This window comes from Sagittula marina (assembly GCF_014196795.1).
GTDB classification, from domain to species: domain Bacteria; phylum Pseudomonadota; class Alphaproteobacteria; order Rhodobacterales; family Rhodobacteraceae; genus Sagittula; species Sagittula marina.
Map to the genome: position 1 here is coordinate 307514 of NZ_JACIEJ010000005.1, position 19427 is coordinate 326940.

Annotated in this window: 28 protein-coding genes, 1 tRNA gene and 1 pseudogene; 12 read left to right on the forward strand and 18 right to left on the reverse strand. The window is 59.6% G+C overall.

The window, feature by feature from the left end; genetic code table 11:
- Nucleotides 1–6 precede the first annotated feature (6 nt).
- Nucleotides 7–222 (reverse strand): hypothetical protein, encoded by a 216-nt coding sequence (locus tag GGQ68_RS11960; RefSeq protein ID WP_183966272.1) that lies wholly within the window; start codon nucleotides 220–222, stop codon nucleotides 7–9.
- Between the two features lie 129 nt (nucleotides 223–351).
- Here GGQ68_RS11960 and GGQ68_RS11965 point away from each other — a divergent pair, with 129 nt between their 5' ends.
- From GGQ68_RS11965 to GGQ68_RS11985, 5 genes are all read left to right on the forward strand, one after another.
- Nucleotides 352–609 carry a DUF2312 domain-containing protein gene (locus tag GGQ68_RS11965; RefSeq protein ID WP_183966274.1) on the forward strand — a complete coding sequence of 86 codons (258 nt, stop codon included), beginning with the start codon at nucleotides 352–354 and terminating at the stop codon, nucleotides 607–609.
- Nucleotides 610–833: 224 nt separating this feature from the next.
- Nucleotides 834–2258 carry a circularly permuted type 2 ATP-grasp protein gene (locus GGQ68_RS11970; RefSeq protein ID WP_183966276.1) on the forward strand — a complete coding sequence of 475 codons (1425 nt, stop codon included), beginning with the start codon at nucleotides 834–836 and terminating at the stop codon, nucleotides 2256–2258.
- The gene (locus GGQ68_RS11975; RefSeq protein ID WP_183966278.1) at nucleotides 2258–3199 is read left to right on the forward strand and encodes an alpha-E domain-containing protein; all 942 of its coding nucleotides are present in this window, start codon (nucleotides 2258–2260) and stop codon (nucleotides 3197–3199) included. The genes GGQ68_RS11970 and GGQ68_RS11975 overlap by 1 nt, the downstream gene beginning before the upstream one ends.
- A 4-nt stretch (nucleotides 3200–3203) precedes the next feature.
- The gene (locus tag GGQ68_RS11980) at nucleotides 3204–4025 is read left to right on the forward strand and encodes a transglutaminase family protein (protein WP_183966280.1); all 822 of its coding nucleotides are present in this window, start codon (nucleotides 3204–3206) and stop codon (nucleotides 4023–4025) included.
- A gap of 152 nt (nucleotides 4026–4177) precedes the next feature.
- A complete protein-coding gene (locus tag GGQ68_RS11985) occupies nucleotides 4178–4915 on the forward strand; it encodes a proteasome-type protease (RefSeq protein ID WP_183966282.1) in 738 nt (245 codons plus the stop codon).
- Between the two features lie 56 nt (nucleotides 4916–4971).
- On the opposite strand, the gene GGQ68_RS11990 is transcribed toward GGQ68_RS11985, so the two are convergent.
- Both GGQ68_RS11990 and GGQ68_RS11995 read right to left on the reverse strand, forming a co-directional pair.
- Nucleotides 4972–5862, reverse strand: coding sequence for a cation diffusion facilitator family transporter (locus GGQ68_RS11990; RefSeq protein ID WP_281374794.1), 891 nt, complete (start codon nucleotides 5860–5862; stop codon nucleotides 4972–4974).
- Between the two features lie 235 nt (nucleotides 5863–6097).
- Nucleotides 6098–6979 (reverse strand): hypothetical protein, encoded by an 882-nt coding sequence (locus tag GGQ68_RS11995; protein ID WP_183966286.1) that lies wholly within the window; start codon nucleotides 6977–6979, stop codon nucleotides 6098–6100.
- Nucleotides 6980–7066: 87 nt separating this feature from the next.
- Between GGQ68_RS11995 and GGQ68_RS12000 the strand changes: the two genes are divergently transcribed.
- Together GGQ68_RS12000 and GGQ68_RS12005 are read left to right on the forward strand one after the other, a co-directional pair.
- On the forward strand, nucleotides 7067–8713 hold the full coding sequence (locus tag GGQ68_RS12000; RefSeq protein ID WP_183966288.1) for an ABC transporter permease: 1647 nt from the start codon (nucleotides 7067–7069) through the stop codon (nucleotides 8711–8713).
- Nucleotides 8714–8760: 47 nt separating this feature from the next.
- Nucleotides 8761–8836: transfer RNA gene (locus GGQ68_RS12005), tRNA-Thr, on the forward strand.
- Nucleotides 8837–8913: 77 nt separating this feature from the next.
- Here the strand turns inward: GGQ68_RS12005 and GGQ68_RS12010 are convergent.
- From GGQ68_RS12010 to GGQ68_RS24850, 15 genes and pseudogenes are all read right to left on the reverse strand, one after another.
- Nucleotides 8914–10002 (reverse strand): tyrosine-type recombinase/integrase, encoded by a 1089-nt coding sequence (locus tag GGQ68_RS12010; RefSeq protein ID WP_183966290.1) that lies wholly within the window; start codon nucleotides 10000–10002, stop codon nucleotides 8914–8916.
- Nucleotides 9999–10187 (reverse strand): hypothetical protein, encoded by a 189-nt coding sequence (locus GGQ68_RS12015; protein WP_183966291.1) that lies wholly within the window; start codon nucleotides 10185–10187, stop codon nucleotides 9999–10001. The genes GGQ68_RS12010 and GGQ68_RS12015 overlap by 4 nt, the downstream gene beginning before the upstream one ends.
- A 48-nt stretch (nucleotides 10188–10235) precedes the next feature.
- A complete protein-coding gene (locus tag GGQ68_RS12020) occupies nucleotides 10236–10793 on the reverse strand; it encodes a class I SAM-dependent methyltransferase (protein WP_221235573.1) in 558 nt (185 codons plus the stop codon).
- Entirely contained in the window at nucleotides 10790–11251 is a 462-nt protein-coding gene (locus tag GGQ68_RS12025; protein ID WP_425502973.1) for a hypothetical protein, read from the reverse strand. The genes GGQ68_RS12020 and GGQ68_RS12025 overlap by 4 nt, the downstream gene beginning before the upstream one ends.
- 227 nt (nucleotides 11252–11478) lie before the next feature.
- Nucleotides 11479–11661, reverse strand: a complete 183-nt coding sequence (locus GGQ68_RS12030) for a hypothetical protein (protein WP_183966293.1) — start codon at nucleotides 11659–11661, stop codon at nucleotides 11479–11481.
- A 67-nt stretch (nucleotides 11662–11728) separates the two neighbouring features.
- Nucleotides 11729–12502 (reverse strand): annotated as a pseudogene (locus tag GGQ68_RS12035) (DUF2303 family protein); the annotation flags it as partial.
- Nucleotides 12503–12514: 12 nt separating this feature from the next.
- A complete protein-coding gene (locus tag GGQ68_RS12040) occupies nucleotides 12515–12703 on the reverse strand; it encodes a hypothetical protein (RefSeq protein ID WP_183966294.1) in 189 nt (62 codons plus the stop codon).
- A 33-nt stretch (nucleotides 12704–12736) separates the two neighbouring features.
- The gene (locus GGQ68_RS12045; RefSeq protein WP_183966295.1) at nucleotides 12737–13099 is read right to left on the reverse strand and encodes a hypothetical protein; all 363 of its coding nucleotides are present in this window, start codon (nucleotides 13097–13099) and stop codon (nucleotides 12737–12739) included.
- A 12-nt stretch (nucleotides 13100–13111) separates the two neighbouring features.
- Complete coding sequence (locus tag GGQ68_RS12050) at nucleotides 13112–13375, reverse strand: hypothetical protein (protein ID WP_183966297.1); 264 nt, start codon at nucleotides 13373–13375, stop codon at nucleotides 13112–13114.
- Between the two features lie 17 nt (nucleotides 13376–13392).
- Entirely contained in the window at nucleotides 13393–13599 is a 207-nt protein-coding gene (locus GGQ68_RS12055; RefSeq protein ID WP_183966299.1) for a hypothetical protein, read from the reverse strand.
- Nucleotides 13596–13817, reverse strand: coding sequence for a hypothetical protein (locus GGQ68_RS12060; RefSeq protein WP_183966301.1), 222 nt, complete (start codon nucleotides 13815–13817; stop codon nucleotides 13596–13598). Before GGQ68_RS12060 ends, GGQ68_RS12055 begins: the two co-directional genes overlap by 4 nt.
- The gene (locus tag GGQ68_RS12065) at nucleotides 13814–14146 is read right to left on the reverse strand and encodes a hypothetical protein (RefSeq protein WP_183966302.1); all 333 of its coding nucleotides are present in this window, start codon (nucleotides 14144–14146) and stop codon (nucleotides 13814–13816) included. The genes GGQ68_RS12060 and GGQ68_RS12065 overlap by 4 nt, the downstream gene beginning before the upstream one ends.
- On the reverse strand, nucleotides 14143–14463 hold the full coding sequence (locus GGQ68_RS12070; protein WP_183966303.1) for a hypothetical protein: 321 nt from the start codon (nucleotides 14461–14463) through the stop codon (nucleotides 14143–14145). The genes GGQ68_RS12065 and GGQ68_RS12070 overlap by 4 nt, the downstream gene beginning before the upstream one ends.
- Before the next feature lie 782 nt (nucleotides 14464–15245).
- Nucleotides 15246–15932 (reverse strand): hypothetical protein, encoded by a 687-nt coding sequence (locus tag GGQ68_RS12075; RefSeq protein WP_183966304.1) that lies wholly within the window; start codon nucleotides 15930–15932, stop codon nucleotides 15246–15248.
- A 215-nt stretch (nucleotides 15933–16147) separates the two neighbouring features.
- A complete protein-coding gene (locus GGQ68_RS24850) occupies nucleotides 16148–16450 on the reverse strand; it encodes a helix-turn-helix domain-containing protein (RefSeq protein WP_425502974.1) in 303 nt (100 codons plus the stop codon).
- 88 nt (nucleotides 16451–16538) lie between these two features.
- Between GGQ68_RS24850 and GGQ68_RS12080 the strand changes: the two genes are divergently transcribed.
- From GGQ68_RS12080 to GGQ68_RS12100, 5 genes are all read left to right on the forward strand, one after another.
- Entirely contained in the window at nucleotides 16539–16835 is a 297-nt protein-coding gene (locus GGQ68_RS12080) for a hypothetical protein (protein ID WP_183966305.1), read from the forward strand.
- Nucleotides 16836–17000: 165 nt separating this feature from the next.
- Nucleotides 17001–17741, forward strand: a complete 741-nt coding sequence (locus GGQ68_RS12085; protein WP_183966306.1) for a hypothetical protein — start codon at nucleotides 17001–17003, stop codon at nucleotides 17739–17741.
- A gap of 32 nt (nucleotides 17742–17773) precedes the next feature.
- Nucleotides 17774–18136 (forward strand): helix-turn-helix domain-containing protein, encoded by a 363-nt coding sequence (locus tag GGQ68_RS12090; RefSeq protein ID WP_183966307.1) that lies wholly within the window; start codon nucleotides 17774–17776, stop codon nucleotides 18134–18136.
- Nucleotides 18133–18684: a hypothetical protein gene (locus GGQ68_RS12095; RefSeq protein WP_183966309.1), complete on the forward strand. Its 552-nt coding sequence runs from the start codon at nucleotides 18133–18135 to the stop codon at nucleotides 18682–18684. The genes GGQ68_RS12090 and GGQ68_RS12095 overlap by 4 nt, the downstream gene beginning before the upstream one ends.
- Nucleotides 18681–19301 carry a hypothetical protein gene (locus GGQ68_RS12100; RefSeq protein WP_183966311.1) on the forward strand — a complete coding sequence of 207 codons (621 nt, stop codon included), beginning with the start codon at nucleotides 18681–18683 and terminating at the stop codon, nucleotides 19299–19301. The genes GGQ68_RS12095 and GGQ68_RS12100 overlap by 4 nt, the downstream gene beginning before the upstream one ends.
- Nucleotides 19302–19427 lie beyond the last annotated feature (126 nt).

Consider the following 19427-nt stretch of genomic DNA (forward strand, 5'->3'; position numbering starts at 1 on the left):
CGCGCTTCAGATCAGGAAGATGCCCACGATCACCATCATCAGGCCGATGGTCGACAAGAACAGCGACCCGAGGTTGAGCGGCATGGCGCGGCGCACGGTTTCGCGGATTTCGTCATCGCTAAGCTGCCCACTGCGGGCGCGCCAGACCTTTACGATGCTCATCAGCAGACCGATGAGGCCGATTAGGGACAGCGCCGCCCCGATCCAGACAATCCATTCCATGGTGCCACCCTCCCGTCCGTGATGCGTTTGAAACGAGGCTTCGCGTAAAGCAGCCTATGCAGGCGCGCAACCCCTTGATGCGCGCCCCGCACGGCTGTATCCGATCCGGAAACCCGCAGGAGGCAAGATATGCAGGATACCCCCAGTGACAGCTATGGTGTCGCCGCAGGCGAGCTGACCCAGTTCATCGAACGCGTCGAACGGCTGGAAGAAGAGAAGAAAGAGGTCGCAGAGCAGATCAAGGAAGTCATGGCAGAGGCCAAAGGCCGCGGCTACGACACCAAGGTCATGCGCAAGGTGATCTCTCTTCGCAAGCGCGACGCTGACGACATCGCCGAAGAAGAAGCGGTGTTGGAAATGTACAAGGCCGCGCTGGGCATGGCCTGACGGCACTTATTTCGATCACTTGGGGGCGTGCTTTTTTATTGCCCGTCAAAGCCAAGCACTTGCGAGCAGGGCACCCGTATCGGGTGCCTTTTTTTTAAGCATTTTACCTCTTTGTTATGAATTTGCAATGTCTCGCATTGATCCGAGAGCAGCTGCCAACTAGCGTCAAAGCATACGAGTAAAAGCGACACTCCAAAGTGACGGGTCGGCAGAGCGGGGGCTTGATGGGCGATACGCCAATCTTCGATGAAATGAACGGAATGGGCGATGGTATTCGCCGTCCCTATGAAACGTTCAACAACTGGTTCGAGGGGGAAAACCCCAAGGAACTGCGTGCAAAACAACGAGAGGCGGAAGAGCTGTTTCGCCTGACCGGCATCACCTTCAACGTCTACGGCCGCGCCGAGGCGGAGGAGCGATTGATCCCGTTCGATCTTATTCCACGGATTATCTCGGGGCGTGAATGGCAGCGTCTGTCCAAGGGGATTGAACAGCGGGTGCGGGCGATCAACGCCTTTTTGCACGACATTTACCACGGCCAGGAAATCGTCAAAGCCGGGCGCATCCCCGAAGAAATGATATCGCGCAACGAAGCCTTTGAACCGAAGATGATCGGGGTGACCCCACCGGGGCGCATCTACACCCATATCGTCGGCATTGACCTTGTGCGCACCGGGCCTGACGAATTCTACGTGCTCGAAGACAACGGTCGCACACCGTCCGGCGTCAGCTATATGCTCGAAAACCGCGAGACGATGCTGCAGATGTTCCCCGAACTCTTCAGCACCAACCGCGTGCAGCCGGTGCAGACCTACCCCACGGATCTGCTGAAATCGCTGGCGGCCTGCGCCCCTGCTTCTGCCGGGGATCGCCCGACCGTCGCTGTGATGACGCCGGGCATTTTCAACTCCGCCTATTTTGAACACTCGTTTCTGGCCGATCAGATGGGTGTGGAACTGGTCGAGGGCAACGATCTGCGGGTCATGGATGGCAAGCTGTGCATGCGAACCACCCAAGGCTACAAGGCCATCGATGTGGTGTACCGCCGGATCGACGACGATTTCCTCGATCCGCTGAACTTCAACCCCGAAAGCGGTCTGGGCGTGCCCGGCATCATGGATGTCTATCGCTCCGGACGGCTCACCATCGCCAATGCGCCAGGAACGGGGATCTGTGATGACAAGGCGATCTACAGCTATATGCCTGAGATCGTTGAATTCTACACCGGAGAGAAGCCTCTCCTGGAAAACGTGCCGACCTGGCGCTGTGCCGAGCCTGAGGCGCTGGCCTATGTGCTCGACAACCTCGAAGAGCTGGTGGTCAAAGAGGTGCACGGATCCGGCGGCTACGGCATGTTGATCGGTCCCACGGCGACCAAGAAGGATCTCGCGCTTTTCCGCAGGAAGTTGAAAGCCCGTCCGTCCAACTACATCGCCCAGCCGACGCTTGCGCTGTCTACGGTGCCGATCTTTACCAAGGCAGGGCTAAGCCCACGTCACGTGGACTTGCGGCCTTATGTGCTGTGCAGCCCGCAGGGCATCAACATCACCCCCGGAGGCCTGACGCGCGTGGCGCTCAAGAAGGGCTCGCTGGTGGTGAACTCCTCGCAGGGCGGGGGGACCAAGGACACCTGGGTGCTGGAAGACTGATGCTCGGAAAAACTGCAAACGGACTGTTCTGGATGTACCGCGCACTTGAGCGGGCAGAGAACATCGCGCGACTGATCGAAACCGGTCAGCGTATCGCACTCACACGGCTTGGATCATCAGAGGATGAATGGCGCTCTGTGCTCCAGACCTCCGGCTCTCTCGACGCTTACGAAACGTTTTATGACGAAGTGAACCGTGACCATGCGGTCGATTGGTTGCTGCGATCAAAGGACAACCCCGGATCGGTCATGTCCTGCATCAGCCAGGCGCGGCAGAATGCGCGGATGGTGCGGACCGGACTGACCACAGAAGTCTGGGAAGCCACCAACGCCGCCTACATGGTCGCCAAGGATTCGCTGGCGCGCAAGGTGCCGGACCGCGACATGCCAAAGGTGCTGCGCATGCTGCGGCAGCGGGCGGGTATGGTGCGCGGGGCCACGCACGGCACCATGTTGCGCAACGATGTGTATGACTTCGCCCGGATCGGGACATTCCTTGAGCGGGCCGACAACACGGCGCGGATCATTGATGTGAAGTACTACGTGCTTTTGCCGACTGTGGCCTCTGTCGGGTCGTCCATCGACAACGTGCAATGGGAAATCCTGCTGCGGTCTGTGTCTGGCCGGGGCGGGTTTCGCATGGCCTATGGCGCGCAGTTGGAGCCGAGGGGGATTGCGACATTCCTGACGCTGGACCGCCGGATGCCGCGCAGCCTCGCGTTCTGCACGTCCAAGATCCTCGGCAATATGAACTATCTCGAATCCGACTACGGAGTTCGGCTGCAAAGCACCCAGATGGCCGAAGACCTGCAACAGCGTTTTATGCGCATGTCCATCGACGATGTGTTCGACTACGGTCTGCATGAATACATCCAGAAGGTGCTCGGCGATATCGCCGCCATCGGGCATCAAATTGAAATCGACTATCGATTCTATGAGTGATCCCATGCGCCTCAAAATATCTCACACCACGCGCTACAGCTTTGATGCGCCGGTTTCGTCTGGAATGCAGCAGCTGCGTCTGCGGCCTCGGTCGCGTCGCGCGCAGGAGGTCACGGAGTGGAAAATGACGCTCGAAGGGGCGGTGCACGAGGTGTCTTACGAGGATCAGCACGGCAACTGCGTGGATCTCATCACCTTTGAGCGCGACTGCACCGAACTGGCCGTGCATTGCGAGGGCGAGGTGGAGTTGAGCGAATCCAACGGCGTGATCGGGCGTCACACGGGGCCGGTGCCCTTGTGGCTGTACAAGCGCGTGACCGAGCGCACCAAGGCCGGGCCCGCGATCAAGGCGTTGCTGAAATCCGTCGATGCGGGCAACGAACTGGGCAGATGCCATGCGTTGATGCCAGCTATCGCCAAATCGGTCGTCTATGAGACCGGCAGCTCCGAGAGCGATTGGTCCGCCGAGGAGGCGCTGGCTGCCGGGCGAGGGGTGTGCCAGGATCATGCGCATGTGATGATCGCCTGCGCCCGCGAGGCCGGTCTGGCCGCACGCTACGTTTCCGGCTACCTGATGATGGATGACCGCACACAGCAGCAGGCCATGCACGCCTGGGCCGAGGTTCATGTGCCCGATCTTGGCTGGGTCGGCTTTGATCCTGCCAACGAAATGTGTCCGGATGAACGCTATGTGCGCGTGGCTGTGGGTCTGGATTATGCCGAGGCCGCGCCTGTCAACGGTCTGCGGTCCGGCGGCGATACGGAGACCCTGTCCGTCGCCATAGAGGTCGCCCGCCAGTCACAATCGCAAAGCCAATCCCAATAGACCGGGGGAGGGCGCGCGTCATGCGCCGTCCAGCCACGGTGCCACCATTTTATAAGAATGCACCATGCCTGTGTTGAATTGCGACGATATCGCACTTGATTGCTGGCTCGACATGGTCCTAAACCCTTTCTGCTGAGCAGGAGTGGAGCAAAATGACCTATTGCGTCGGAATGATGCTGAACCGCGGACTGGTGTTCATGTCAGACACCCGGACGAACGCGGGCCTCGACAACATCTCGACCTTTCGCAAGATGTCGATTTGGGAAGAGGAGGGGGAGCGCTGCATCACGTTGATGAGCGCTGGTAACCTCGCCACCACACAGGCCGTCGTGTCCGAATTGGATGAAAGGCTGAAGGCGCCTTCGGAGCGGGCTCCGTCTTTGCTGGCGGTGCCGTCGATGTTTCAGGCCGCGCGTCTTGTGGGGGAAACCCTGCGCGACGTGATCGACCGCCAGGCGAACTCTGGTCAGCGGGCCGACACTGCCTTCAACGCGACGCTTCTGCTGGGTGGTCAGATCGGGGATAATCCGCCGCGCCTTTTCCTGATATACCCCGAGGGCAACTTTATCGAAGCCTCTGAAGATACGCCGTTCTTTCAGACGGGCGAGATCAAGTACGGCCGCCCGATCCTGGTGCGGGCCTATGACCCGGACATGTCTTTCGAGGAGGCAATGAAGTTGCTTCTTGTCAGCTTTGACTCCACGATCAAGGCAAACCTGACCGTGGGTATGCCTGTGGATTACCATTGCTACACGACTGACAGCCTGAAAACCGGCGTGGTCGGCCGCGTGGAGGGCGATGCGCCTTACTTTCAATCGATTTCACAGGGCTGGGGTCAGGCGCTTAAAGACACGCTCGACAGCTTGGCCCCGTTCAGCTTCGACGACTAAGCGGCGTTTCGGGCTTGGGATGTGCGGTCAGTACCGCGACACCCCAAGCGGGCTGCTTAATCGAGCACGACAATTCCTTGGTGCTTTGACTTGTGCTCTGGCTCAACATGGATCGTAACGCGGCTTTCGGGCACGGCGTCGTGCATCGCTTGTTCGACGCGGTCGCAAATTTCGTGGGCGTCGAACACCGTCATCTCTCCCGGAACGACAAGGTGAAATTCGACGAAGGTCGCTGAGCCCGCGTGGCGGGTTCGCAGATCATGTGCCTCCACCGCGCCGTCGGCATTTTCGGCGATGACCTCACGGATGCGGACCAGCTCGTTCTCCGGCACCGACTCGTCCAGCAAGCCACTCAGCGATGAGCTCATCACCCGCCAGCCGGACCACAGGATGTTCGCGGCAACCAGCATCGCCATCAGCGGATCGAGCAGCCACCAGCCGGTCATCAGTGCCAGAAGAACCCCCACTGCCACCCCGGCAGAGGTCACGACATCGGTCCAAAGGTGTTTGCCATCCGCCACCAGCGCAGGCGACTTCAGCGCGCGCCCGCGACGCACCAGCACAAAGGCCCACAGCCCGTTCAGCGCGGTGGCAAAGCCGTTGACCGCCAGCCCCTCAAGAGGGGCCTCCAATACGGTCGGGGCCTGCAGGCCCTCCCAAGCCTCGTTCAGAATGAACAGCGCAGCGACGCAGATCATCACGCCTTCCAGCACGGCGCTGAAATATTCCGCCTTGTGATGGCCGAAGGGATGCTGCGAATCCGCCGGGATCGCAGCCACCTGCACAGCAACCAAAGCGGCAAAAGCCGTGCCGAGATTGACGGTGCTTTCCAGCGCGTCAGACAACAGCGCCACGGACCCGGTCAGCCACCACGCCAGCGTCTTTAGCGCGAGCACCACAGCCCCAATGATCAGGCTGCCCACCGCAAGTTGCAATTTGGTGTTCATGCTGCCCTCATTCATCCGTGGCTTCCCGATACAGTCGGTGATCAAGGGGCTCAACCCGGTCTGTCCGATTGGGTGTACTTTGTTGCGGCGAGCATCTCAAAGGCTGGCCGCCTCTAAAGGTTTAATCAAAACGGTTCGCGCGCAATGAGCCTTTGAAATGCTTGAGACGCGGATACGGTCGATCCTCCGGCATTGCGGTCCTGACCTTCGCACCCGTGCGTATGGCCCCGTGTCGTCAAGGCGTGATCAGGGTAACGCCCGGCATCCGCCCGATTTTCTCGAGATCTTCCTCGTACAGTTCGGTCAGCATATCCACATAGACAGCATCCCAACCGGGCAGGTCCACGGACTCTTCGATCTCCTCGTCCTTGGCATATTTGTCGAGGAATGCAGCCATAACCTTGCGCTTCTGTCGCTCGTTGATGTCCGGGTTCTCAGCTATGAAGGCGCGGAAGCGTCGCATCCCTTCTCGGTCGATAATCTTGCTGAACACGTCAAAGGCCCCAGCGATGCGTCGCGTGATATCGATTCCGGCCATTTCGCGGATGATCTGGCCCCAGATCAGCGGCGTGTCCTCGTTGCACCAGAGAGTGATGGGCACATGCGGCAACCGATCACGTATCCGGTGCACAAGGCTGGACCACCGCATCTGCATCGGGTCCACGCCGTTCATGAAGCTCTCGAACGTTGCGTGGGGCGTGGCCGCAAAGGTCGCCGGCAAAAAGGTCGCGGGATCCCGCAAACCCATGTAAATCTCCAACTCGTCACGGGCGAAAATGTGCGAAAAGGTTTCCAGCCTCTGCTCAGCCCAGCGATAAAGAACCTGATTTTGGAACGCCAGTTTCGGCACCGAAAAGAAATTCTCGTTGGACAGAACAAGACGATCAATTTTGCTCGGGTCTTCGCTCAGGATGGCATCCAGCAGAACCTCGCGGACGTCGTCTGCCGGTACGGATCCCTTGAGCTTGGAAATCGAGTCTGCCAGCAAGTTCCGATAGTTGGATGGTCCCGGAATTGCCACACCCTCGTGGCGCCATGCTTCGGCGTTGCGCAGCAAGCACTTGAGAATCTGATCCTCATCGGTGCAATGCACGCCTGTATGAAGGATTACCTGCATCTGAACTGATTTCTTAGGGTTTTAGTTGGACAGAGGCACCACTATAGGCTTTTTCTGCGAAAGCGAAACCGCAGAAAGGGACCGCGCATGGCAATGATTGAAACAGGCCGACGCAACTTTCGTCTACCCAGTCGCTGGTCCGTGGGGGCCGCGTTGATCGCGCTGGTGGTTGTGGCGCCGATCATCGCCGTGTTTGGCATCGCTCTCTTCCCGAAAGAAAACATCTGGCCGCATCTGATTTCCACCACATTGCCGCGCTATCTGATGACGACGGCCAAGCTGATGTTAGGGGTCGGTATTCTGGCGGCGATTGTGGGAACCGGTGCCGCGTGGCTTGTGGCCCGCTATGATTTCCCCGGACGGCGCTGGCTGGAGTGGCTCTTGCTGCTTCCTTTGGGCATTCCGGCCTATGTCGGGGCCTACGCGCTTGTGGATTTTCTCGAATATGCCGGGCCGGTGCAAACCACGTTGCGGAGGATGTTCGGGTGGACCAATGCGCAGGATTACTGGTTCCCGGAGATTCGGTCCCTGGGGGCTGCGATCCTCGTGCTCGCGGCGGCATTGTTCCCCTATGTCTATCTGCTGGCACGGAATGCGTTTCGAGAGCAATCAGCCAGTTCCGATGAGGTCGCGCGCTCGCTGGGCGCAGGTCCCTTTGCCCGGTTTTGGCGTGTGGGTTTGCCCCTCGCGCGGCCTGCCATCGCGGCCGGCGTCGCCATCGTGATGATGGAAAGCATTAATGATTTCGGGACAGTTGACTACTTCGCTGTGCAAACGCTGACCACGGGCATTTTCTCGGTCTGGTTGGAGGCCAATAATGCCGGAGGGGCGGCGCAGATTGCCTCGGTTGTCTTGCTCTTGGTTGTCTTGCTGGTCACTTTGGAAAAGCTCTCGCGACGACGGATGCGGTTCTTCAACCTCTCGACACGTTATCGACCGGTGGCGCGTCGTCCGTTGCGCGGTGGTTTTGGCTGGCTGGCCACAGTGGCCTGCACTTTGCCGCTTTTGCTCGGGTTCTTTCTGCCCTGCGGCGTGATCCTGTCCCACGCGATCGATAACGCCGAGAATTGGCTTGATTCGGAATTGTGGCGGGCTGGGCTCAACACACTGGTCGTTTGTGGGACGGCGGCCGTCATCACCGTGGCGGCTGGGGTCTTCCTCGTTTACGGAGTTCGGCTGTCGGGGCAAAAGCTGCCCCGTCTGCTTTTGCCGGTTACTACGATCGGTTACGCGGCTCCGGGCGCGGTTCTTGGCGTTGGAATCCTGATCCCGCTGGCGGCTATCGACAACACCGTCGCCGATGCGATCTGGAGCACGACGGGTTGGGACCCGGGCTTGGTCATGACGGGCACGGCTTTCGCCTTGATTCTGGCTTATTGCGTCCGATTCTTTGCGATAGCTCAGGGGGCTGCGGACGCGGCCATGGGGCGCGTTTCGCCGAATTTGCCGCTGGCCGCGCGGTCTCTGGGGCGAAATCAGAGCCAAGTCCTGACGTCGGTTTACTATCCGTTGATGCGCGCCTCCGTGGCGTCGGCTCTGCTGCTGGTCTTTGTCGATTGCGTCAAGGAGCTGCCGGCCACCCTTTTGCTGCGCCCGTTCAACTATGAAACACTGGCAACGCGCGTTCACGAACAGGCGTCTTTGGAAAACCTTGGCGGCGCGGCTCCGGCGGCCATTTTGGTGATCCTCTTCGGTCTTTTGGCGGTCGGTTTTCTGGCCCGCGCAAATCGTTGAAATTCACCCTTTTCAAGAGAGATAAACTTGGCTAAACGGTGCGGCGTGCCCCTATAGCTCAGCTGGTAGAGCAACTGATTTGTAATCAGTAGGTCCGCGGTTCGAGTCCGTGTGGGGGCACCATTAATCCAATAATGCGCTGATATTATTGAGTATTTCGGGCCAAGTGCCCCACGAAATAACTGCCGTGGGGCACTCGCTTACCAATCGAACTCAGAAAGTGCCGTCAAAGCCTGCTCAGCCAGCAGTCGACGTTGGGCGGATTGCGTGTAGATTCGCGTCGTTTGCACCTCGGTGTGCGAGAGGACCGCGCCGATCTGCTGGTCGTTGATACCGGCCTCGGCCAACAGCGTCGCCATTCCCTTTCGGACGCCGTGCGAGGAGCGATCTTTCAGTCCGGCGGCATCGCACCACCGACGAACTCTTGTTCGCAGTGTCTCAACGTTTTTGAACGGCTGGCCACGCTCCGAAAGAAGGTAGGTCGAGCCGACGACAGGCATGGTCTTGATCGCGCGCAGGAGTGGGGGGAGAACGGGCATAGATACCGGCGCGCTTCCCTTTTTACCCGGTTGCCATTCCAGCCAAACCGCGCCGTTGTGCGAAACCTCATGCTGACGGCCAAGCAAGCACAGGTCTCCGATGCGGGCGCCGGTGAACATCGCCAGCGTCAGCCAGAGGAAAGGCATGGTCCCTGGCTGATGCGTTTTGGCAAACTGTCGCATGTCTGCCGCGCTCCATGGTGTCGCGCCGCCCTTGCTCTTGTGGATCTTGCGGATACCGTCAGCCGGGTTTGCGTCGAGGTCTCCCGCCTCCACTGCGAAGCGATACATGGCCTTTGCGGCCTTCATCATGTTGTCAGCCTCTGCGGGCGTGTCTGCGCGCGCGTTGCGCACGCGGATCAGGGCGGGCTGGGGCAGGTCGAGGTGCAGATCGCCGTATCGGTCTCCGTCGCCGTCGAGGTGGTCGCATAGCCGGGTCAACAGGCTGCGCCGCTGCTTGAGTGTCGATGGGCTGGCGTTGCCGCCCTTCACCATTCTGGCAAGGTGGTCGAGGTACTTCTCGCGTAGCCAGTCGAGGGAATGGCGCGGCGCTTTCGGCTTCGAGGCTTCTCCGTGCCATTTCTCGCCAGCGCGGGCGGCACGGTAATGTTCTAGGAAGTCGGGATGATCCGGACCCACCGGGACCGTTGTTTTCTTACGCTTGTCCCCCTGCTTGCGCACGACATGGCGCACGCTGCCGGAAGGCAGAGTCTCACTATACCAGCCGGGAAAAGGGTTGTGAGGAGTCATTTTTCACCATAGCGCTTCGGGCCAGCTTGGCGTTTGTTGCCAGCTTCGTCTATGCCGTAATCGAACCGGACGCCATCGGGGCCCACGGAAACAATACGTGCAGCCGGGTTGATCTGCTTGACCGCTTCCCATGCGTCTTTGATTTGCGTGGGCGTTGGCATCGATGGAGCGGAGGGCCTGGCCATCTCAAACCTCTTTCGGTGCTGGCGTGGCGAGAAGTGCGCTTGTTGCCGTCATGTCAGTCTCCCATGTGCTCGGGGCCCGTCGCTGTGGCGAGCGTCGAAGAGATACCAAGCGCAATCTGTGGTGCCGTCTTGGGTGGTGTCAGGTATCCAGCGGAGCCTGCCCACGGCCACAATGTGCTGGCACATCGGCAGGAACGGTGCCGCCTGTTTGGTCATCCACCAATCCGCATCGAACAGAAGCCAAGTCGGCCGCATGGAGGCGAAGTGGGTGATCATCCGATGAAGGATCGATCTGGACCAAGGCGTGTTGCTGATGATGTGCGTGGCGCCGGTGCTGTCCAGGTCTTCGCGGGTCACGGTCAAGGCGTCGACGCGAAAGACTCGCTCGTCGCCCGGCGTGATGTCTGATGCTACTACGCAGCGTGGGCCCATGGCCTCGATCTGCGCGGCGAGGTCATAGGCACCGGCGCATGGTTCCCAGAACACAATGGCCGGACTGATGAAGTGTCTCAGAGGTGGCGTGGCGCGCTGATCGAAGGTCAAGTAGCGGTCCTGAGGGATGCGGGCGCGGGGCTTCATGCCGCTGGTGCGGGTCCGTTTGCTCATGCCACGCTCACCTGTGCCAGTGCCGCGCCGCCCCACTGCGTCGCAGCGGCGGCCATCATGCCGGGAAAGGATCGGCTTCGCAGGCGAGCGCGTTCCGGAGTGTTTGGCATCCGGTGTATTCGATTCCACTTTTTCCATTCGTCGCTGCCGCGATCTGGCTCGGCCAGTAGGTTTGTCGCGTTCAGCTCGGGAAGCCCGTGCAGAAACCATCCTGTTGCTTTGTAGGCCGGTTCGCCAAACCAGAAGGGCTGTACGATCTGAGGTGCGGGTAGGTCTGGAGGCATCCGATCTTTCGCCAAGTCATTCATCTCCGGGTTCTCTATGGCGCGCCGAGGGATCGGGGCGGCCCAGCATGTGGTGAAAATGCTCACTCCAAGTTCGAACTCTTCGCGCATGTCGGCGAGCGTTCGTCCTTGCGGAAGTTTCTTGGGGTGCGTCCATTTGCCGGGGCCTGACATCCATCGACGTCCGGATCTGCAAAGCCGAGTGCATGGCGGGTGCATGACGCACAGGAGGTCCCAGCCGTCGTTCAGTATGCCGTCGCGGATGTCGCAGCGAATGTGGCGATTGCTACCGTCTTCGGCTGGTTCGATGTCACACGACCAGACATCATGTCCAAGCGCATCAAAGGCACGCCTTGCGATGCCGGAGGTTTCGCAACCGATAAGGACACGTAAGGTCCGCATCATGCTGCCCCATCCCTGCTGTCAGAAACGCCATGGCGCTGGCCGAAAGAACGAAAATGGCGCGCGTGGCGGATTTCCTCAGGAGTGCCCTGTTCCATCACCAGGCGCGCGGCGTCGCGGATCTCGGCGTCGTCGTGGGTGGAGGGGGAGGCGAGGATAGCGCGGGCTTTGTCGAGGGTCATGCTTGTTATCCGGTTCTTGGTCTGGCGTCCGTCGATGCGGCCCGCTCTCGGGCCGCAGAAAGAGGCGTCAGCGTTCGGGAGTTCCCCACATCAACGGCAACTGCGTTGCGGCCTGTGCGCGGGCGCATTCGCCTTCCATGGCGTCGCGCAAAGCGATGTCCGGTTGAAACACCTGAAGGCGGAACTTCACCGTCGAGCTGGATTTCCGGTAGGAAAAGCGAGCAGTCAGTCGATAGAGGTCCATCCCGTCAAAAACAGGAATTGCGATGAGGAACAGGCTGGGCAGCTTCAGTGGCCGCCCTTCGTCGTCTTTGTGTTCGTTGACGAACTGGAGGCTTGTGGTGCCATCATTGCGGTTGGCCGTGACTTTGAGGTCGGAGGTCTCGTTGATGGTGAATTGCCGTGACAGGTTGACCAGCTCGTGTGGCTGGCCAAAGCGGCCATCGATCTTTTCCGCGATGGTTGCGCACCGTTCCTCCCAAGGGGCGGGGTCGCTGCTGCTGGCGTTAAGCAAGTATGGCGTGGGCTCGATCACATCGAGGATGTTGTTGTCGATGAACTCCGCCAGCTCTTCGCGGGTCAATTCCTTACCGCTGACCGCCATCCATCGCTTCCATTCTTCGGAAAGCGGAAACGTGTAGACGCCGCGGTGATCTGCGAAACCTGCGCCCGCCTCTCCGGTTACGGCGTCCCAGCTACGGGGGCCGTGCTCGTGGTAGTTGGCAACGGTCGTCAGCTTCAATTCCGGTGTGTAGGTGGCAAACATGACGCTTTCGTCGCCCTTGAAGCGGTTCGACCAGGTTATGAGGCTGTCGAGCGTGACGTGGTGGCAAATGCCGGAGCGCCGCTCTGGTTACATGCGCAAGGTTGCGTCGCGCAGATGCTGAGACAGGTCTTGCACGGTTCGGCCTACAGGCACGCTGACCAGAAACGGGGTCTGAAGGTCATGCGTGGGCGGATCGATATACTCGACATCGCCAAATTCGCGCAGAGTGTCCCGCATGGTTTGCGCGACGTTTTCGGTGGTGGGAAAATCGGTCATTGGTTTCTCCGTGGGGTCGACTTGTTTGAGGGATCAGGCGTCGCGAATGTCGCGCTCGCCGGTGACGTCTCGGATGCCTTCATGCGCGCGGCGCAGCATTGGGGAGTGAAGGGACAGCTGGCCTCCTTCGTTTACGTAGGCGGCGCCCATGGCTTTGGGCGTCTTCGGCGGGGTGATCTTGTAGTCGCCGGAAATCGCGACATCGCCGTTTTTGTGCATCTCGTATTCGATGCTGAGGGTCAGCTTGCCTTTGGGCTTGCCGCCAAAGGCCAACTGGTGGTCGCGCAGCGTTTGGCGTAGTGCGGCCAGTTCGGTCTGTATGAGGCCAAGGAACTCGCCTTGGTCCAGCAGGTTCAGTTCCTGCTCAAGCGTTCTGATGTCGTAACTGTTGCTCATGATGCATTCCTTTCAGCGTTGGCTGGCGATGCGACCGGTCCAGGCGTCGAACTCGGTGCGCAGCGTGGCGAAGCGGGTGGCCGCGTCGTTGTCGGTGTCCAGATCGCGGCGGCTTGTGACGTGGCAAAAGCGGCGCAGGTATTCAGCGGCGGCTTCGGTCGTGGCTTCGGCGGTGGGGAGTCCGGACCGTTGCGCTGCAAAGCGTCGAAACCGGGTGTCCTGGCAAAGCATGGCCGCGCGTCGGGCGATGCGGTTGGGGTGGCCTGCTGCTGGCATGTCCGGACCTTTCGCGATTACAGATTGAGAGCGGCTTGATCGGCATCGCGCGGGGTGGCGATGTGGACTGATTTCAGGACGGCGTAGTCGGCGCCGCTGGTGGCGGCCAAGCTTGTGGCGGCGGCGCAGGCTTCGTCGTAGCTGTCGTAGGCGCGGCGGGCGTTGCTTTTGCCAGCGCGGGCCGCACCTACGTGCGCGACCATGTAGAAGGATGGCACGCTCATTGTGCTGCCCCCGATCCGATGCTTTGGGCCAATTCGGCAAAGCCATAAGCCGAACTGGCCACCACGGCGGTTAAGCCTAGGCACAAGAGGTAATCGAACCCTTCCAAGTCACTGCGCGGATTTAAAAAGCCGCCGATAGCCGCCGCGGCCAGCGCAAGGATGAAGGCAGTGACCCATGCGGCGATCTGATCAATGGTTAAGGCGAGCATCAGCATCATGCCGCCACCTCGGAGCCGATTGCCCGGTCGTAGAGCGTGGCAATGATCGCGCCGATTTTGGCATCCGCGACGCCGAGGAAGATCCGGATGTGGCCACTTGGCGCGACCTCGACGATCATCGACGTGACGGCGCGGCCTGTGCTGGCGTCGCCGATCTCGTATGTGAAGACGTCGGGCGTGCTTGATGTCATCGAGCGGGCAAATCGGGCCGGCGTGACGGTGAAACCGGCGCGGCGCAGGTCCAGTAGAAGACGGTCGCGCGCGCCTATTTGCGTTGCGGGGTCGCGCGCTATTGTGTTGCCGATCAGGTCGAGGTCAGTGGGTTTCATGCTGCGCCCCCCTGGCCCAGCCGTGCTTGCACCGCGGCGGTGATGCGCGGGCGCGCGGCGTCGATGTAGGCTGCGAGCGTATCGTCGTTTACCGGCACGATGGGCCATGCGCAGTGCTGAGCGCGCATCCTGTGCAGGCGTGCGGCGCGGTCAGGCGTGATCCGTGCGCTGGTGCCGTCTTCCAAGGTCTGCGCCTCTTTGGCAGCCCTCCAGCTTTCGAAGCTCTTGAGCGCGTCTGGAGGCCGCTTTGAAACAATGAGGTCCGATGTTCCTACACCGGCTAGGACTGTGGTAACTCGGCCAGAAGCGTGGCGCATGATCGACTCCTATAAGCATAACCGTTCACACTATAAGCATTGGTTAGATGCTAATAAGCGTCGTGTAAACTAAAAAGTCCACACTCTGGCAGCAACCTTCCGTTAATTTCGGTAGCCGTTGGTAAACTGGAGGCTGAAAATGAGACTTTCCTTGGCGTTCGCTGCTGCGAATCAATGCACCACCTACCTCGCGCAAAGAGGTTTGGAGGTTTCTTTGTCCCAAGATCCGTTAGAGGTTGCCGCGTCAGTTGCAGCGGTCGGAAAGCCGTATCTGACGCCTTGGCTTGACCCTTTGAGCAACGACTTTGGGGAGCGTAATTTCTTTTGGGTGATTGGTCGCTCTAAAGATGGCGTTGAGATGGTAGGTGGTGGTCGGATTGATGACCTCGGCGAACGTCCTAGCGGATTGATCAAGCGACTATTTGATCGGACTTACGGCGTTGGGACGGTCACGGGAGTATCAGAAAGGTGCGATGATGCGCTGCAAGGCCGTGTTTGCTATCTGGGTGATCTCTATAGCCGAAGCACTCGCGGCTTGGGGCGTGAGCGCGTGCGGGCGTTCGTTGGAGTCGCACATGCCTTCGCTGCAATGTCATTCTCGGTAGATGCGACCTACAGCTTTATGCGCAACGCCGATATTTTGCGAGGTAGTGCGGATGTTAATGGGTTTACGCGGCGCGTCCTGGACCCCGTGACTTGGGGGCAAATGCCAGAGGCTCGTAGCGAGACAGAGCAGATCGTCTATCGTCATCGGTCAGATGATGCTGTCTATTTTAATGGTCTCATACGGGAATTGGGGCGCAGTGAAGTAGCACAGCGGCATTGCCGAATTGATCCACAACGTGAAGCCCCAAGCGAAGATAGCTCGCCCGAACTCGAAGTGGACGCGTAGTTAGGCGTTGATCGAGGAACACGGTGTCCATAGCGACCCCGTCGAGCACAGTCTTGTCGTGAAATTTTCGCACCATTGCGATGTTCCGTAGGTCCATCGCGTCTAATTCAGTTTGCGCTTTTTTACGGTCAGTGGTGCCTAACCTCAGGCAAAAAAGGGTCTTTCTGCCGAGGCGCCTTATGCGTGGCGCCTCGTCGGTTCCTGTGGGTGGTTCGTATAGGTCGAAGAAGTCCTGAAGTTGGTCGAAGGCCGCCAATTGACGATCACCGCGCCACCACGCTTCCATGAAATCATTGACCGATGGGCCATCTGATTGAGGTTGATTGAAGTCTTCAGGCCCAGCCGGATCGCAGTCGATCTCTTTTAGGATCTGGTGAAGCGGGGTTCCTAAAGCATCAGCGAGGCGCACCATGTTAAAGAGTCCTGGCCCGGCAGCGCTGTTGTCAAATTTGCCTCTTAGGATTTCGCCGAGCTGAGGTGCCGACATTTCTGCGGCTATGGATGCCCTTCGTTTGCTCTCAAAACTGCTTTTTTCATAGGCGGTTTGTAGATGTTCGCGGAATGCAACAGAAAGCAAGGTCTACCCCTCCGTTCGTCTGTATCTCCGGTGAGGATGGAATTTATAAATTCCATTGTAAAGCGGTTTTGGCTTTGTGGCGCTAATAAGGGTTGCGCACTTAGGTTGCATGAATAAGTTGGTCGAGTTGTATATGGTTGTGAGGGACGTGATGAAGATAACTCGATTGGCGTTTGCCATTGAGAGTGGTGAGCTCTCACGCCTTCTGGCTGAGGCTACTTCAGAAGCGTTAAAAGAGCGCGAAATCGTTCCGGATTCTCCTGCATCAGCTCGAAGATCTCCTCTGCGTCTGCCGGGATCTGTGTTCCATACATCACGTAAGGAAGTGAGAGACCTAGCTCGCGACAAATAGCGTCAAGGCGATCAACCGTCGGGATTTGGCCTCGGGTTAGAACATTGGTCAGATATCCCTTTGATTGGCCGCTTGCCAGCGACACCTCTGTACGGCTCCGGCGCTGACGTCTGATCTCAACGTCTAGACGCTCGCGCATTTTCTCTATGTCAAACTGCTGTCCCATGCCTATTGCTTACACTGCGCTTATAAACGTCGCACGTAATAAATAATTTCCATTGCCGTCGATGCTTATAATGGTTTAAGCAATGCTTATGAGCGTCAATGAATCACATGCAGTTTCGCCAGATGATGGCTTCGTCGGCACGCGGGAGGGCTTTGTTCAGGAGGTCGAGGACTTTCTGACAGAGTTTGGAATTTCAAGCAGTTACTTCGGGATGAAGGCGGTTCGAAACCCTAAGCTCGTTGAGCGACTGAGGGATGGCTTTGGTTGCCGTCCTGCAACAATGCTCAAAGCTCGGCAGTTTATGTCCGCCCAGCGTAAAGCCCGCGATGCTGTTCCCGCTACTTCGTACTTCTGCCCAACATGCGGCTCAAAGGTAGATCAATGATGGTTGCTTTGGGTCGCCACATTCCCCGCAAGGGGAAACCTGCGCTGCGGGCATCTGCGCCCGTGGCACCTTCACCGTCGTCGCGCGGCTCATCGCAAAGGGTATCCTCCTCCCGCCCTTGTGCGCTGTGCCCCGCGACGGCGGATTTTTTCATGAGGTGAATCGATGGCGGATGCCCTGACAGGACAAGAGCGCGCGTTGATCGAAGCTGCGCTGCGATCTGGCCGCGTGACGCGGATTCCGCGCGGCGCGTCTGGACTCAATCTTCCGTATTGGGACGCCAAGGCGGGCCAGCTGCGATATCAGGATCAAGGTTTTGCAAAGGCGCAGTTCAATTCGGGAAACGCGCGCAACGCGGCAATGGCTCGGGCGCGGGTCGCTTCTGCGAACAAGTGGGCGTCGTCTCCTGAAGCGGCTGCCGTTCGCGCGCGCCGGGGCCGGGTGGCCGGTTTGGTGGCGCGCGGTTTCTCGACAGCGCAGATTGCCGACCGACTGAACATTAGCCAGGACATTGTGCGCAAGGATGCGGCGCGTCAAGGTTTGTCCATTCGCGGAAAGCCCACGCGACCGGCTCCGGATCACGTCAAAGCGCGGCGCGATGCGCTTTTGGACATGTGCCAATTTGTGCGGACGGTTCCGGACGTGGCGAGGGTTCAAAGTCTCTGCCGGCGGGTTGTTTTGGAAGATCTGGCCGTGCTGGGCATTGATCCAAGACAGGTCGGTCGGACGTGCCACATCCCCGCAGATCGGTCGAAGGTGTTGGCGCGGCGTGAGCAAGTCGCGGCGATGCTGGCGGGTGATGTTAGTTTGGAGGAGATCGCGGAGGCGCTGGACGTGCCGCCCGAGGTCGCGCGGTTCGACGTGCAATGTGTCGGCGGCGCTGCAGCGTTCGCGAGGGTCGCGTGATGCGCTGTTCCTCAAAGATTGATGAGCCGACATTGGATTTGATCGTGCGCGTGGTGGCCGATGTCTGGGGCGTTCCGGTCGCCGACATTCTCGGCCCAAAAAAATTCCCAATGCTCGTGCGGCCCCGTTTCGCCGTGATCCTGTTGGCGCAGCGACTGACCGAGTTTTCGCTGGCCGAGACGGCGCGGTTTCTCAAGCGCGACCACACGTCCGGCGTCAACGGGAAGAAGCGCGCCGAGCACTTTGAGGCGACCTCGATCAAGTATGCCGCGCGCATGCGCCAAGCGGAGCGGTTGTTAAGGTTCTCGACCGGGCCGGTGGTCTTCGTCCGCTCGCCGAGTCGAGTGAAGGCGCCTTTGTTTTTGCGGTCTTCCAGCGGTGAGGTTTTGTCATGAGCGTCGGTGCTTTGACCGCGTCAGTGCCTATGGGGCTGCTGCGCCTCGATCTTGGCGCAGTTCCGGGCGGCGTGCCCAGGTGGACGCTTGTTGAGCCGCGCGACGGTTCGCATGCGGACAAGATGTTGGCACATGGTGACCTTGGCCCTGACGGTATGACGTCGAGCATGATGCTTTCCGTCGCGTGGAACGTGGACGCCTTCGAGCGGATCGCGGGGATCGCTGACAATCCACGGCCTGACCTGGTCGCCGTGGCCACGGTTCTGGCGCTGGCGACATTGGGCGGCGCCGAGGTGCTGCCGCTGTTGCCGGTGGTCGATGCGGCCATCAAGCCGCCTCTGCCGGAGGGCGATGCACGAAGCGGTATTCGCAACGCCCTGTCGATGGTTGAGCACGATGCGTTGCGCGGGGATCAGCCCGCGCTCGATACGTCCCTGCATGTTCTGCGGGTCGAGGTGATGCGCTGCGCGGCGGTGCGCGGCGGGCTGACCGAGGCGCTGCCTTGGTTGAAGGTTAAAGGGGAGGCCTCATGCAAAGAGGAAAATTGAGCGTCGTGGACGCTAATACGTCACCGGAGCAATATCCCGAGGAGTTGTGTGATCCTGAACTGGCTCGCAACTATTTCGTGATGTGGCATCATCGGCGGTGGTTGTCGTCGCGCCTGTGTTTGACTGCTTCGCTGGCGGTTCAAGGCGCTGCACAGAACCTGTTCTGGTTGTCGCAGGAACAGAACCCGATTGGATCGCTTCCTTCTGACCACGTGCTGCTGGCACGGCTCCTGCGGATTACAGATCACGAGTGGAACGGACTAATGGCCGAGGCTGTGACGCCTCTGCACGGCTGGCAGCAGTATATTTATGGCAACGAAATCCTCTTAGGCCACCCGGTGGTTATCGAGGTTGCATGCAATGCTGCGGCGAAGCGGGAAGAGCGCAAGCTGAGCAACCAAGGGCGTTCGGTCAACAAGCGGCGCGAGCGCTTGGCGGAGAGCATGGGCGAGATCGGCTGTTCTGCCAAGGTGTGCCAGGACGCGCATCTGGTGGCTTGGCTGGACGGCTGGTTGGTCGAAAACCATCCGGGCCAGCGGCGGCGGCCGGCCATTGAAAGCTCGATTCAGAGAGGTCTGGAAGCGGCACATCGGGCGGGCCTGTTCGGCAAGTCCTAATCTGTCGTTGCGACAGATTGCGACAGTTTGGAACTGTCGCGGACAGTTTGGTCAGTCCTGCGACAGTCCCGCACAGAATAGAACAGAACAGAATATAAAAGAGAATACGGGCCGAAACGCGACAAA

Bases quoted from the DNA above. Each gene is read 5' to 3' on its own strand.
- GGQ68_RS11960 (WP_183966272.1), bottom strand. From the start codon at position 222: ATGGAATGGATTGTCTGGATCGGGGCGGCGCTGTCCCTAATCGGCCTC.
- GGQ68_RS11965 (WP_183966274.1), top strand. From the start codon at position 352: ATGCAGGATACCCCCAGTGACAGCTATGGTGTCGCCGCAGGCGAGCTG.
- GGQ68_RS11970 (WP_183966276.1), top strand. From the start codon at position 834: ATGGGCGATACGCCAATCTTCGATGAAATGAACGGAATGGGCGATGGT.
- GGQ68_RS11975 (WP_183966278.1), top strand. From the start codon at position 2,258: ATGCTCGGAAAAACTGCAAACGGACTGTTCTGGATGTACCGCGCACTT.
- GGQ68_RS11980 (WP_183966280.1), top strand. From the start codon at position 3,204: ATGCGCCTCAAAATATCTCACACCACGCGCTACAGCTTTGATGCGCCG.
- GGQ68_RS11985 (WP_183966282.1), top strand. From the start codon at position 4,178: ATGACCTATTGCGTCGGAATGATGCTGAACCGCGGACTGGTGTTCATG.
- GGQ68_RS11990 (WP_281374794.1), bottom strand. From the start codon at position 5,862: ATGAACACCAAATTGCAACTTGCGGTGGGCAGCCTGATCATTGGGGCT.
- GGQ68_RS11995 (WP_183966286.1), bottom strand. From the start codon at position 6,979: ATGCAGGTAATCCTTCATACAGGCGTGCATTGCACCGATGAGGATCAG.
- GGQ68_RS12000 (WP_183966288.1), top strand. From the start codon at position 7,067: ATGGCAATGATTGAAACAGGCCGACGCAACTTTCGTCTACCCAGTCGC.
- GGQ68_RS12010 (WP_183966290.1), bottom strand. From the start codon at position 10,002: ATGACTCCTCACAACCCTTTTCCCGGCTGGTATAGTGAGACTCTGCCT.
- GGQ68_RS12015 (WP_183966291.1), bottom strand. From the start codon at position 10,187: ATGGCCAGGCCCTCCGCTCCATCGATGCCAACGCCCACGCAAATCAAA.
- GGQ68_RS12020 (WP_221235573.1), bottom strand. From the start codon at position 10,793: ATGAGCAAACGGACCCGCACCAGCGGCATGAAGCCCCGCGCCCGCATC.
- GGQ68_RS12025 (WP_425502973.1), bottom strand. From the start codon at position 11,251: ATGTCAGGCCCCGGCAAATGGACGCACCCCAAGAAACTTCCGCAAGGA.
- GGQ68_RS12030 (WP_183966293.1), bottom strand. From the start codon at position 11,661: ATGACCCTCGACAAAGCCCGCGCTATCCTCGCCTCCCCCTCCACCCAC.
- GGQ68_RS12040 (WP_183966294.1), bottom strand. From the start codon at position 12,703: ATGACCGATTTTCCCACCACCGAAAACGTCGCGCAAACCATGCGGGAC.
- GGQ68_RS12045 (WP_183966295.1), bottom strand. From the start codon at position 13,099: ATGAGCAACAGTTACGACATCAGAACGCTTGAGCAGGAACTGAACCTG.
- GGQ68_RS12050 (WP_183966297.1), bottom strand. From the start codon at position 13,375: ATGCCAGCAGCAGGCCACCCCAACCGCATCGCCCGACGCGCGGCCATG.
- GGQ68_RS12055 (WP_183966299.1), bottom strand. From the start codon at position 13,599: ATGAGCGTGCCATCCTTCTACATGGTCGCGCACGTAGGTGCGGCCCGC.
- GGQ68_RS12060 (WP_183966301.1), bottom strand. From the start codon at position 13,817: ATGATGCTGATGCTCGCCTTAACCATTGATCAGATCGCCGCATGGGTC.
- GGQ68_RS12065 (WP_183966302.1), bottom strand. From the start codon at position 14,146: ATGAAACCCACTGACCTCGACCTGATCGGCAACACAATAGCGCGCGAC.
- GGQ68_RS12070 (WP_183966303.1), bottom strand. From the start codon at position 14,463: ATGCGCCACGCTTCTGGCCGAGTTACCACAGTCCTAGCCGGTGTAGGA.
- GGQ68_RS24850 (WP_425502974.1), bottom strand. From the start codon at position 16,450: ATGGGACAGCAGTTTGACATAGAGAAAATGCGCGAGCGTCTAGACGTT.
- GGQ68_RS12080 (WP_183966305.1), top strand. From the start codon at position 16,539: ATGAGCGTCAATGAATCACATGCAGTTTCGCCAGATGATGGCTTCGTC.
- GGQ68_RS12085 (WP_183966306.1), top strand. From the start codon at position 17,001: ATGGCGGATGCCCTGACAGGACAAGAGCGCGCGTTGATCGAAGCTGCG.
- GGQ68_RS12095 (WP_183966309.1), top strand. From the start codon at position 18,133: ATGAGCGTCGGTGCTTTGACCGCGTCAGTGCCTATGGGGCTGCTGCGC.